Source organism: Pseudoalteromonas sp. CO109Y (assembly GCF_004208935.1).
Lineage (GTDB): Bacteria > Pseudomonadota > Gammaproteobacteria > Enterobacterales > Alteromonadaceae > Pseudoalteromonas > Pseudoalteromonas shioyasakiensis.
Genome location: NZ_SGPD01000029.1, coordinates 1 through 12028 on the forward strand (window position 1 = coordinate 1; position 12028 = coordinate 12028).

Consider the following 12028-nt stretch of genomic DNA (forward strand, 5'->3'; position numbering starts at 1 on the left):
AGGTACTAGCTCGTTTTATTGGTGGTATGAGTAAGTATAAATCAAAGGGAATACCTTTTGAGTTAAAGTCATACCTGCTACTGGTAGAGCAAACTGGGCGTTGTATTTGTACTAATAAGCCCGGATTTATAGAACATCATTTACCTCCTATTCTTGAAAGGCTGAATTTCGAACCGGAAAAATGGTTAACACTAACAACCCACTTTGAAAACTTATTTCATGGAGCTGTAGGTCGAGTAGGTGCAATTGAAAATTATTGTAGTAAAACTGCTCGCAGGCGACGAAGTAACTGTACTAATAGTCGATTATTGTTTGCTAGCTAATTTCTATGTGATTTTTGTAAGGAGGATTTAAGTTCACCGCTTTAGTATGTCTAGAGGTTCTCATACATATTGAAATAGGTCCCAAAATTTAAGAATAAATCAGTACTTTCTAAATAAGTGGTTCTGCGAAGTCATTTTCAACTGAAACTAAGATGAATTTCATTTCAACTCTAAGGCTTTTATTTTTAAGTGACTGTCTTGTTAAAATTTGTCAGCAGAAAGCATTAATCCTAAATAGGGTGGTGTAGGTTGGACTTTAATTTTTATCAACTGGGCGTTTTTTCAGTTACATACCGTTGAACTAAGCGATAGTATGGCGGTCTGAACAGTACCTATAAAAATGAATATTGAAAACAAGAGTAGAGGATCAGACTAATATCCGATATTATTGTTAACATCATTAACAAAACCGACATATAAAAATGGGAGTTTTATGCAGTTAGTCGATTTAAATCCACATGATCCTGAAGTAGTTAACGTGTTTTCTGATATAGACCGACTCATAAACTCATTATACCCTGTTGCTACCGCCCAATCTCTAAGTCTTGAAGAGTTAGCTGAGCCTAATGTTTATGCTATAGGCTTAAAAAATGAAGATGGTATCGTTGCATGTGGCGCAATCGTGATGCAAGAAGGTAACCCTCCATATGGTGAAATCCGCCGGTTATATGTAAAACCAAGTTACCGTGGTAAAGGTTTATCACGTCGAATTATGCAAATATTATTGCATCACGCTGGTGAGCAGCAAATTCCACTAATTCGATTAGAAACAGGTCCTAAGCAAACAGAATCTATTAGCCTATACGAAAACTTAGGTTTCAATCGTTGTGGTCCGTTTGGTAACTACAGTGAAAATCCACAAAGTTTATTTATGGAGTTAGGGCTAAACCAGTAATTTAAGTGTTAGCCATGTTTTAGTGAGGTCACCTTAATTTATAAATACTCCTTAAAAATCATGTGCTTTACTATGGTTTCACTGGTGGCTGCTTGCGGTGAGAAACCGAAGCTATATAATTTTACTCAAAATAAGCTACCAGACCTTACTATTGGTGCCCACAGGTTCTACTTAAACTCATGTCATTCCCTCACAGGTGTCTTCAATCATGATGGCACCATAAAAACAAAAGTAATTCTCATATTTCCCACTCGTCCTCTAAGTGTTTGCACTGATAAACAATCACAATTGAATTTTGATGGTACTTATCTGACTGTAAAAATTTGCCGCACTGCTTTTGGCGCTGGTGGCTGTGGGGTTGAAAAGTATCGCACCAAAGACTTCGAGAATTGGCAAGAGTACATAGGTATTACGTGGCATGAAAATGAGCAATATGAAGCGTGGAGGCAACTAGGGTCAAACTCTTCAAAAGCTGATGGCATCACAAAAGTAGTGCCTGTCCTCTGAAATGCATTTACAGTGACTGTCCTTTATAATTGCTCATTTGCCATATTGAGTGCCTGTCCATCTAAAGGAATTTTAAAATCTAACAACCAAATTAAACCCTAATAATATTGGGAGTTTATCGATTAGTTTTTCACATCAAAAATCACTCGTTACGAGTAAAAATTCTTGTTGGACTTGAATCACTATTTTTCTTTTAATGCGCGGCAACAACCCTTGCCGAATTCGGCACTACTAAAATAAAAGAGAAAGATAGATGAAAGAGACAACATCACTAGAACAAGCTCGCACGAGTTACAATGTTCGTCATTGGAGCCAAGGTTTCTTTGGTATTAATGATCAAGGTGATGTGTATGTTGCGCCAAAGGCCCATGCCCCAGAGCAAACCATTGCACTAATCGATATCGCACAGCAGTTACAAGATAAAGGCTTAAGCTTGCCTGCGTTGGTTCGTTTTCCACAAATTTTACATCATCGTGTACATAGCTTATGTCAGGCATTTAACACGGCGATTGAAAATTATGGTTACCCGAAAGACTATTTGCTTGTTTACCCAATTAAAGTAAACCAACAGCGTGAAGTTGTTGAAGAAATTGTTGCAAGCCAAGCTGATATTGAAAAGAAACAATTGGGCTTAGAAGCGGGCAGTAAACCTGAGCTATTAACTGTATTAGCGATGGCCGAAAAAACCAGTGCTGTCATTGTGTGTAATGGCTACAAAGACCAAGAGTACATTCGTTTAGCACTGATTGGTGAAAAGCTAGGTCACAAGGTTTACATTGTTCTTGAAAAACTGTCTGAGCTAGACATGGTGCTTAGCCAAGCTAAAGAGTTAAACGTAAAGCCGCGTATTGGTATTCGCGTGCGTTTAGCGTCGCAAGGTAAGGGCAAGTGGCAAGCAAGTGGTGGCGAAAAATCAAAATTTGGTTTGTCGGCATCGCAAGTACTCAGTGTGGTTAATCGCTTAAAAGCGTCTGATCAACTCGATCTGATCCAACTTGTACACTTTCACCTTGGCTCGCAAATGGCAAACATCCGCGATGTTCGCTTAGGTGTGAGTGAAGCTGCGCGTTTTTACTGTGAGTTACGCAAGTTAGGTGCACAAATTGATTGCTTAGATGTGGGTGGCGGTTTAGCGGTAGATTATGACGGTACTCGTAGCCAGTCACATAACTCAATGAACTACAGCCTAAGTGAATACGCTAATAACATCGTATACACCATTGGTGATACCTGTAAGTTATATGAGCAGCCAATGCCGCGCATTATTTCTGAGTCAGGTCGTGCGTTAACAGCGCACCATGCTGTATTGATCTCGAATGTTATCGGCACCGAAAGCTATGTACCAGAAGACATTCAAGCGCCAGCCGCTGATGCACCACTTTTATTAAAAAACATGTGGACATCATGGCAACAGTTAAGTGATGACAATGACGACCGTGCATTAATCGAAATTTATCATGATAGCCAAGGCGATTTAGCCGAAGCACATAATCAATTTGCACTTGGTTTGTTAGATTTAACAGAGCGAGCATGGGCGGAGCAAGTTAACTTACGTGTATGTTATGAACTTAACAAACATATGGATAACAAAAACCGTTTTCATCGCCCGATTATTGATGAATTAAATGCGCGTTTAGCAGATAAGTTTTTTGTGAACTTTTCATTGTTCCAGTCATTACCGGATGCGTGGGGTATTGACCAAGTGTTTCCGGTTTTACCATTAAGTGGTTTAACAGAAGCACCACAAAAACGCGCTGTGTTACTTGATATTACCTGCGACTCAGATGGTGCTATGGAGCATTATGTAGACGGTCAAGGTATTGAAAGTACATTGCCTGTGCCAGCATTTAGCGAAGAAAAACCTTACTTAATGGGCTTTTTCTTAGTGGGTGCTTATCAGGAGATTTTAGGTGATATGCACAACTTATTTGGCGACACACACAGTGCAATTATAAAAATGGATGAGCGAGGTCAGGCGCAAATCACTGAAGTTAACGAAGGTGATACCGTTGCAGACATGATGCGTTACGTACATTTAGATGTAGAAAGCTTCCAGCAATCTTACGCCCAGCTGGTGGCAGCTAAATTGCCAGAAACTGAGCAGCAAAGCGTTTTAGATGAGCTGCAAACTGGCTTAAATGGTTACACTTATTTAGAAGAGTTATAAGCAATGTCGACATTGTTTGACCACACAGATCATTCATTGTACTCAAACGGCATGACGTTTTTACGTCAGCCGATGGTGCAAAACATCACTGCAATCGATGCCGATGTAGTGGTGTTAGGTCTACCATTTGATTTGGCGACCTCAGGTCGCCCAGGTGCACGTTTAGGCCCTGACGCAATTCGTCGTGCCTCAGTGCACCTGGCATGGGAAGAAACCAAGTACCCGTGGACGTTTCCGTTGTTTGAGCGTTTAAAATTAGCTGATGCGGGTGATTTTACTTACCCAGTAGGCGACCCAGAATATTTTACCGCGCAGTTAGAGTTAGCGGCTGAGCAAATTCTTCGCCAAGGTAAAACATTATTAGGTTTAGGTGGCGACCACTTTGTGACTTTGCCGCTACTGCGTGCCCATGCTAAGCAACACGGTAAAATGGCATTAGTGCATTTTGATGCCCACACAGATACTTACAGCAATGGTTCGCGTTATGATCACGGCACCATGTTTTATCATGCGCCGATGGAAGGGCTTATTGATGTTGATCACAGTATTCAAATTGGTATTCGTACTGATTTTGATCAGAATAAGCATGAGTTTGCGGTGATTGATGCAATGGCAGCCAATGATTTGCCAGCGCAAGATATCGCAGAGCAAATCAAAGCACGTGTGGGTGACTTACCAGTGTATCTAACCTTTGATATTGACTGCCTTGATCCAGCATTCGCTCCAGGGACAGGCACCCCAGTATGTGGTGGCTTAACCAGCGATAAAGTACTCAAAGTACTTCGTGCATTGAAAGGCATTAATATGGTCGGTATGGATGTGGTTGAAGTGTCGCCATCCTATGACCAAAGTGAATTAACGGCGATTGCCGCAGCGACCATTGCCAATGAATTATTACACTTATGGGCTTTGAAGCATAAATACTAAATGAGAGAGACAAAGAGCGCCATTAGGCGCTCTTTTTTTGATATTAGATGAAGCAATTAAGCGCTTCGAACATCAACCTTTAATTTAAGCTTTTGCCCAGGTTGAATGTATTTTTGCCCAGCTAATGAGTTCCATTTAATAATATCTTCTACAGACACATTAAACTTAGCAGCAATGCGCGCTAACGAGTCACCACGACGAACTTTATAGGTAATGGTACGCTCTTTGATTTGTGTAGCAGCAAGTTGTGATTTTTCTTGCTTATAGACAGTTAGCTTTTGACCAACACGCAGTACAGCGTCTTTTTTCAGCTTATTCCATGTTGCAAGTTCAGCTATGGTCACATCGTACTCACGGCTGATATCCCACAGTGTATCGCCACTGGCCACTTTATGGCTTAGCTTTTTACGTGTTGCTTTATTAGCCGCCATACGTACTGATTTTGGTAAATGCTGGCTATTAATCTCACCATCGCTTAGTGGCACAAGCAATTGCTGACCAACACGAATTGTATTCGATGAAAGCTTATTCAGGGTTTTAATCGCATTTGTGCTTGTCGAAAACTTCTTCGCAATCACAGATAAACTGTCACCGCGTGCTACCACATATTGCTGCCAGCGTAGGCGGTCTTTTTGCTCTGTTTTAGCTAACTTGTCAGTAAACGCTTCAACTTTATCAGACGGTAATAATAAAAAGTGCGGGCCATTTGGATCCGTCGCCCAGCGATTGAAACCAGGGTTCAAACGATAAAGCTCTGTTAAGCTAATACCTGCCATGTCAGCGGCAAGTGCTAAGTCAATTTGGCTCCCTACATTAACTGCTTCAACGACTTGAGCATTAATGATTGGTTGCCACTTAACACCAAATTCGTCACTACGCTTTACTAGATCAGACAGCGCTAACAGCTTAGGTACGTAGGCTGTGGTCTCTCTTGGTAAATCAAGTGACCAAAAATCCGTTGGTAAATGCTTTTTACGGTTCTTTTTAATGGCACGCAGTAAACGACCTTCACCTGAGTTATAGGCTGCAATGGCATTTAGCCAATCGCCTTCTAAGGTTTTGTGTAAATATGATAAGTAATCTAGCGCTGCACGGGTCGATTGTACAATGTCACGGCGACCGTCATACCACCAGTTTTGTTTTAAATCGAAACGCTCACCGGTTTGTGGCATAAATTGCCAGATGCCAGAAGCACTGCGATGTGAATAACCAAATGGGTCAAACGCACTTTCTACAATAGGTAAAAGCGCAATTTCGATTGGCATTTGACGCTTTTCGACTTCTTCTACAATAAAGTATAGGTAAGGCTCAGCGCGTTTAGAGATACGATCTAAATAGGCCTGATGACGTGCATAATAGTTACGCTCAGCAACAACTGGGCGGTTTTGTGGCACATCAATCGAAAGCTGATAACGAATACGTTCCCATACATCATCAAATACAGGAGGCGGCTCATCAATATCGGTTAATTGTTGATATTGAGCGTTGATCATCAATGCATCATTGATATCGCTCGGACTTGCGCCGTCTAATTGTTGCTCAACATTATTGCTCGCAACATCTGTACTTGCTGAATCAGAAGCTGTTAATTGACAGCCACTTAAAATCAGCGCAAGTGATAAAACTAAAGGAGACTTATACATATATACCCATACATCAGGTAAAAAAACTCGGCGAATATTACCTGCTCTGAGAACATATTGCCACTTTATGACCAGTTTATGTCAGCTTATTATTGCAAGATGCTGATCTAAATATACAAAATTGTAACTACCGGCGTTTACGTTTTTTTAAAAGTTATCTTTCCAGGCTCTGAGACCTGCAAAGCGTTGCCAAGGTTCATTCAGATCCAAATTAATTTTTAGCTCATCAGGCAGCTCATCAGTGATTGTTGCTATATTGCTACGTAAAAATGGATTTATTTGTTTTTCCACGCCTAACTGGGTTGGCAAGCTTATTTCGTCTTTGGCGCGCAGAGTATCAACTTCATCACTGTAGCTGAGTAAGTACTCATTGTTTGGTTCAACGGCTTTTGCGAAGGCTAAGTTGGCTTGCGTGTATTCATGGGTGCAGTAGATTTTACACTCATCTGGCAGGGCTCTTAGCTTACATAACGAGTGCCACATTTGTTCTGCGCTGCCTTCAAATAATCGTCCGCAGCCAGCACTAAATAAGGTGTCGCCAGTAAAACTTAATTCGTCATTAATGTAACAAACATGGTCTAGGGTATGACCAGGTGTCGCAAGCACGGTAAAGGTGTAATCATAAACAGTGACTTTATCCGCTTCTGATAAGCCATGAGTAATACCTTTAAAAGGGCTATGTCTTGGCCCATAAACCGGAATATCACGAAATTCCTTAACCAGTGCAGCCACGCCATCGGTATGGTCATAATGGTGGTGAGTAATCAAAATACCGCTAAGTGTTAAGTTATGCTCGCTTAGATAGTGTAAAACAGGCTCTGCTTGACCGGGGTCGACGACCCAGACTGTTTGCTCAGCTTCATTGCTGATGCACCAGATGTAATTATCAGAAAAGGCTTTAATTGCTTTAACTTGCACCATGTTTAATTGCTCTATAAAGTGACAGTTAACACACAGTATAACGAGCTCAGAAAATGAAACCAGCCCTTAGTTTTCAAGAAGGTCCTAAGCCATACACTTGGCAGCAGTTCCCTCATGGTGACTATTTACGTGCTGAAATTGAACGTAAGCTAACACCATGGTTGCCACGCATGTTTGGCTATCACATGCTAAAACTTGGTAATTTAAGTGGAGAGCTGGCAACCAGTGAAAGCCCTATAAAGCATCAAGTTTGCGTAGCTGAGCAGGGGCTATTTACTGGTGTTATTGCTGATGTAGACGAGTTACCTTTTTATGAGCACAGTGTTGATGCTTGCATATTATCGCATTGCTTAGAATATCATTCTGATCCACACCACATCTTACGCGAAGCACATCGTACTTTAATTCCCGGTGGTTATCTGGTGATCACGGGCTTTAACCCGTTTAGCTTGTGTGGCTTGGCGCAGCTTTTACCTTTTAGTCGCCAAAAGTTACCTTGGACAGGGCGCTTTTTTACGCCATCACGAGTAAAAGACTGGTTGAATCTATTAGGCTTTGAGATTATTTCGGACGAGCGATTTATTCATTCATCGCTTGCAAGAGGCAACCGTTTGTCGCGTTTTGCTGCGTGGCGCAGTTTTGGTCAACAATATTTAAAGCCAATGGGCAGTGTGTATATGCTGGTGGCTCGAAAACGTGTGGCCCCGCTTACACCAATTAAACCTAAATGGCATGCAAGGCCGCAATTTTCGCCGGTAAAAGGAGCAGGGCTCAGGCAAACATCAAAGCAGCACTGTGAGCGGGATAGCTAAATAGTGTTGTTGAGTATCCGTTTTGCTTGGGTACTGGCCTGCACGAATATTTAATTGAATAGAAGGGTGCAACAGCTTTGGTACAGCCAAGGTTGCATCACGGCCTTCCCGAGTCGCAATAAAGCTTTGTTTATCCCCTATTAAATGAATGTTTTGCTCACGCTGCTCTTTCACTGTGGTTTTGTTCGCAAGAGGGCGGCCATCTGGTTGATAGTCATGACACATCCAAAGTACGGTATCGTCAGGAAACGCTAAAATTCGCTGTAGTGAGTCATATAACTCACCGGCACTGCCTCCTGGGAAATCACAGCGGGCTGTGCCACTGTCTGGCATAAAGAAGGTGTCACCAACAAATACATTGCCATCAATGTGAAAACACACGCTGTCAGGGGTATGGCCCGGTGTGGCAATCACATCTACTGTGTAATCACCTAACTGAAATTGTGCTTTATCAGCAAATAAAGCATCAAAAGGTTCACCATTACATGGCATATCAAGATTATAAAGTTGGCTAAAGTGTTTTTGCACTTGTGTGATCCCTTCACCCGTGCCGAGTTTACAAGGGTGTGTGTCTTGTAATTGCTGCTTTATGTAACTTGCTGCGGTGATATGGTCAGCATGGGCATGAGTTTCAAGGAGCCATTGTAGTGTCAGCTGCTCAGTCTTTATATAGCTGATGATCTCATTGGCGGTGGTAAAACTTAATTCACCACTTGGCATATCAAAATCAGCTGGCGCATCAATCAGCAAGCACTGTTTAGTGCTTTCGCAACTGACTAAGTAACAGAGAGTGGCACTTTGTTGATGAAAAAAAGAGTGAATGCGCAGAGCCATAATGAATCCTTTATATTTCGTTATAGCCAAATCTTATAACATATAACAAAAATATAAAACGACCTGCGCCAAGTTTATTTCAAGGTACTTTTAATTACCGTCGTAACCTGTGTCTTCAAGTAATTGATCGCTGCCAGCTGCTTCGCGGGCTAGATCGTCAACAATCTCATTGTATTTATTGCCGCTATGGCCTTTTACCCAACGCCACTCTACCTCGTGTTGTTGGCAGGCAGCATCGAGTCGTTTCCATAAATCGACATTCTTAACTGGTTTTTTAGCAGCGGTTTTCCAGCCGCGCTTTTTCCAATTTTCAACCCATGACTCAATGCCTTGTTTCACATATTGGCTATCGGTCGTCAGAATGACGTGACAAGAGCGGGTGAGGGTTTCTAGTGCAACGATAGCTGCGAGCATTTCCATCCGATTATTTGTTGTTAGGGTGTAGCCTTGACTTAACTGCTTTTCGTGGCCGTTGTATCGCATCACGATGCCATACCCTCCAGGCCCTGGATTTCCTAAACATGATCCATCGGTGTAAATCTCTACGGTTTTCTGCACTGTTTTACCTTGATATTGTGTACAATAAAGTGAATATAGAAAGATACCAGAGTCAGGCTTAAGACGATATGGCACATAGACAAATAGTTTTAGATACAGAAACCACGGGTATTGACCCAAAGCAAGGCCACCGCATTATTGAAATCGGTTGTGTTGAACTTGTAAATCGCCGTCTTACTGGCAACAACTTTCATGTGTATATCAATCCACAACGTGAAATAGAAGAAGAAGCAATAGACGTTCACGGTATCACCAATGAATTTTTGCGTGATAAACCCCTGTACCACCAAATTGCCCATGAGTTTTTAGAGTATATTCGTGGCGCTGAGCTTGTTATTCATAACGCAGCGTTCGATATCGGCCACATGGATAATGAGTTTGCATTGTTAAATCAAGGTTTTCCGAATACTGCCGATGTATGTACTGTACTTGATACTTTAAAAATGGCGCGTGACTTGCACCCAGGTCAAAAGAATAACCTTGATGCACTTTGCCGTCGTTACGATATTGATAACTCAAAGCGTACGTTACACGGCGCTTTACTGGATTCTGAGATCTTAGCCGATGTTTACCTGTCGATGACGGGTGGGCAAGTAAAACTGAATCTTAATCAAAATAAAGATGAAGGCTCAACCCAACAAGCTGGTGGTATTCGCCGACTAAGTGCTGATAGAGCACCGCTTGTGGTATTAAGAGCAACAGAACAAGAGCATGCCGCTCACGAAGAGCGTTTAGACTTGGTTGCAAAGGGTGGCCAATGCCTATGGCGTGCAGAATAAGGTAATAAAATGAGAAAACGACTACTAGCAGGATTAGTGTGTTTAATTCCCTTAGCGGGATTTGCCAACGAGCAAGATAAAATAACCCCATTAGAACGTGATGGGGTGCAAAATGAAATTCCCCTGCTAGAGAACCGTTTTCGTATTGACCATAAAGTCGATAAAGTAACCTTACTCTTCTTTCGTAAACGCGGTGCTCCTGCCGTTGTTTTAGTACGCCCTGACGGCACTAAGTATTACGCTACTGACTCAGTAAACAATGATGACCTCGACTGGCATGATGAACTGAGCTACGACCTGATCACCATTAGCAACCCTATGCCTGGCCCTTGGCAAGTGGTCGGCAGCATCTTGCCAGATAGCCGTATTATGGTGCTGGGTGAAATAGAGCTTAATGTTGATCCACTTCCGCCTATGCTGTTTCGTGGTGAAACAGTAAAGCTGACTGGCCGCGTATTAAATGATGGTGAACCAATAGAAGTTGTTCAGTTTCGCGATGTGATAAGTTTGCACGTTGATTTTGTCAGTACTAATAATAGTGATTACTCAAACTTTGGTGCCGGTACGCAAAGTGTCACTGAGTTTAGAGATGATGGCCGTGGTTTTGATGAGCGTCCGCTTGATGGTGTGTTTACCGGTGAGTTTAAACTGGTCTTTCCGGCAGGAGAGTGGCAACCAGAGCTATATATTGAAACGCCTATATTAAAGCGTACCGTGGTGCAAAAACCAATTGTGGTGCATGAGCCGCCTTTTGATTATGAAGTAGCACTTGCTGAGCAAGATGAAGATGACCACATTTTAACAATCACCTTAAATCCTGAAATCGTCAAACCAGAAACTGTGCTTATTCAAGGAAAAATATATTACCCCAATAATGAAGAGCAAATGTTCTCTTTAGATGCTGATAAATCACAAACACGAGAGCTTGCAATTAAAAATTATGATTGGGGACGATACAGTGTTGAGCTCTCTGTATTTGGTAGCAACATAAATGACCGTGAATTTATGGCAACGTTACCGACTTATAAATTTGAAATTGAACGACCCATTGAAGCTGTACCAGAAATTGTTCGCCCAGAAATTGATTTAGAAGCGCAAGCAGAGCAACAACGAATTCTTGAAGAAGAACAAAAAGCGTCCACCATGCTCATGGTGACCTTAATTGTTGTTGGAAATTTAACCGTCCTTTTATTAGGTTGGCTGGCAATTAGAATTTTTGTTCAGAAGAAACCGCTGAAATTTAAAATTTCTTTACCGTTTTTAAAGAAAAAAAATCAAACCGAAAATGATGAGCAAGCAACGAATGAAAATGAAGTTGGCAAAAATGGCTCAAAAAATGACAAATCAGGTGAAATTTTAAACCTTTCGATGTCAGATGACTAAAAAACCTGTAAAAATACAAAAAACCCCTTGACGAACCAGAGGGTGATTCGTATTATTCACGCCGCTGTCAGGGGAGACTCAGTCAGCAACGAAAATGTGGAGTGGTAGTTCAGTTGGTTAGAATACCGGCCTGTCACGCCGGGGGTCGCGGGTTCGAGTCCCGTCCACTCCGCCAATTTTCGACAATTTGTAAGTATGCGCTGGAGTGGTAGTTCAGTTGGTTAGAATACCGGCCTGTCACGCCGGGGGTCGCGGGTTCGAGTCCCGTCCACTCCGCCA

11 protein-coding genes, 2 tRNA genes and 1 pseudogene are annotated in these 12028 nt (G+C 42.0%); 10 read left to right on the forward strand and 4 right to left on the reverse strand.

Features of this window, described 5'->3' with window-relative positions:
- From EXT43_RS20760 to speB, 5 genes and pseudogenes are all read left to right on the forward strand, one after another.
- Nucleotides 1-323 (forward strand): annotated as a pseudogene (locus EXT43_RS20760) (transposase); the annotation flags it as partial.
- 433 nt (nucleotides 324-756) lie between these two features.
- Nucleotides 757-1218 (forward strand): GNAT family N-acetyltransferase, encoded by a 462-nt coding sequence (locus tag EXT43_RS11855; protein ID WP_054561803.1) that lies wholly within the window; start codon nucleotides 757-759, stop codon nucleotides 1216-1218.
- A 72-nt stretch (nucleotides 1219-1290) separates the two neighbouring features.
- Complete coding sequence (locus tag EXT43_RS11860) at nucleotides 1291-1725, forward strand: hypothetical protein (protein ID WP_130167054.1); 435 nt, start codon at nucleotides 1291-1293, stop codon at nucleotides 1723-1725.
- A gap of 253 nt (nucleotides 1726-1978) precedes the next feature.
- Nucleotides 1979-3892 (forward strand): biosynthetic arginine decarboxylase, encoded by a 1914-nt coding sequence (gene speA, locus EXT43_RS11865; protein WP_062566210.1) that lies wholly within the window; start codon nucleotides 1979-1981, stop codon nucleotides 3890-3892.
- A gap of 3 nt (nucleotides 3893-3895) precedes the next feature.
- Nucleotides 3896-4819, forward strand: coding sequence for an agmatinase (gene speB, locus EXT43_RS11870; protein WP_062566211.1), 924 nt, complete (start codon nucleotides 3896-3898; stop codon nucleotides 4817-4819).
- A gap of 56 nt (nucleotides 4820-4875) precedes the next feature.
- On the opposite strand, the gene EXT43_RS11875 is transcribed toward speB, so the two are convergent.
- Both EXT43_RS11875 and gloB read right to left on the reverse strand, forming a co-directional pair.
- Nucleotides 4876-6462, reverse strand: a complete 1587-nt coding sequence (locus tag EXT43_RS11875) for a LysM peptidoglycan-binding domain-containing protein (protein ID WP_054561800.1) — start codon at nucleotides 6460-6462, stop codon at nucleotides 4876-4878.
- Nucleotides 6463-6609: 147 nt separating this feature from the next.
- Nucleotides 6610-7383: a hydroxyacylglutathione hydrolase gene (gene gloB / locus EXT43_RS11880; RefSeq protein ID WP_130167055.1), complete on the reverse strand. Its 774-nt coding sequence runs from the start codon at nucleotides 7381-7383 to the stop codon at nucleotides 6610-6612.
- Nucleotides 7384-7436: 53 nt separating this feature from the next.
- Between gloB and EXT43_RS11885 the strand changes: the two genes are divergently transcribed.
- Complete coding sequence (locus tag EXT43_RS11885) at nucleotides 7437-8195, forward strand: class I SAM-dependent methyltransferase (RefSeq protein WP_054551627.1); 759 nt, start codon at nucleotides 7437-7439, stop codon at nucleotides 8193-8195.
- Here EXT43_RS11885 and EXT43_RS11890 read toward each other — a convergent pair.
- Nucleotides 8166-9029 carry an MBL fold metallo-hydrolase gene (locus EXT43_RS11890; protein WP_063528293.1) on the reverse strand — a complete coding sequence of 288 codons (864 nt, stop codon included), beginning with the start codon at nucleotides 9027-9029 and terminating at the stop codon, nucleotides 8166-8168. The genes EXT43_RS11885 and EXT43_RS11890 overlap by 30 nt on opposite strands.
- A gap of 90 nt (nucleotides 9030-9119) precedes the next feature.
- Nucleotides 9120-9587, reverse strand: a complete 468-nt coding sequence (rnhA, locus tag EXT43_RS11895) for a ribonuclease HI (protein ID WP_054561796.1) — start codon at nucleotides 9585-9587, stop codon at nucleotides 9120-9122.
- 68 nt (nucleotides 9588-9655) lie between these two features.
- On the opposite strand from rnhA, the gene dnaQ reads away from it, so the two are divergent.
- From dnaQ to EXT43_RS11915, 4 genes are all read left to right on the forward strand, one after another.
- Nucleotides 9656-10366, forward strand: coding sequence for a DNA polymerase III subunit epsilon (gene dnaQ, locus EXT43_RS11900; protein ID WP_054561795.1), 711 nt, complete (start codon nucleotides 9656-9658; stop codon nucleotides 10364-10366).
- Between the two features lie 9 nt (nucleotides 10367-10375).
- Nucleotides 10376-11749, forward strand: a complete 1374-nt coding sequence (locus EXT43_RS11905) for a TIGR03503 family protein (protein ID WP_130167056.1) — start codon at nucleotides 10376-10378, stop codon at nucleotides 11747-11749.
- A gap of 98 nt (nucleotides 11750-11847) precedes the next feature.
- Nucleotides 11848-11924 (forward strand) — tRNA-Asp (locus EXT43_RS11910).
- A gap of 27 nt (nucleotides 11925-11951) precedes the next feature.
- Nucleotides 11952-12028, forward strand: a tRNA-Asp gene (locus EXT43_RS11915).

Bases quoted from the DNA above. Each gene is read 5' to 3' on its own strand.
- EXT43_RS11855 (WP_054561803.1), top strand. From the start codon at position 757: ATGCAGTTAGTCGATTTAAATCCACATGATCCTGAAGTAGTTAACGTG.
- EXT43_RS11860 (WP_130167054.1), top strand. From the start codon at position 1,291: ATGGTTTCACTGGTGGCTGCTTGCGGTGAGAAACCGAAGCTATATAAT.
- speA (WP_062566210.1), top strand. From the start codon at position 1,979: ATGAAAGAGACAACATCACTAGAACAAGCTCGCACGAGTTACAATGTT.
- speB (WP_062566211.1), top strand. From the start codon at position 3,896: ATGTCGACATTGTTTGACCACACAGATCATTCATTGTACTCAAACGGC.
- EXT43_RS11875 (WP_054561800.1), bottom strand. From the start codon at position 6,462: ATGTATAAGTCTCCTTTAGTTTTATCACTTGCGCTGATTTTAAGTGGC.
- gloB (WP_130167055.1), bottom strand. From the start codon at position 7,383: ATGGTGCAAGTTAAAGCAATTAAAGCCTTTTCTGATAATTACATCTGG.
- EXT43_RS11885 (WP_054551627.1), top strand. From the start codon at position 7,437: ATGAAACCAGCCCTTAGTTTTCAAGAAGGTCCTAAGCCATACACTTGG.
- EXT43_RS11890 (WP_063528293.1), bottom strand. From the start codon at position 9,029: ATGGCTCTGCGCATTCACTCTTTTTTTCATCAACAAAGTGCCACTCTC.
- dnaQ (WP_054561795.1), top strand. From the start codon at position 9,656: ATGGCACATAGACAAATAGTTTTAGATACAGAAACCACGGGTATTGAC.
- EXT43_RS11905 (WP_130167056.1), top strand. From the start codon at position 10,376: ATGAGAAAACGACTACTAGCAGGATTAGTGTGTTTAATTCCCTTAGCG.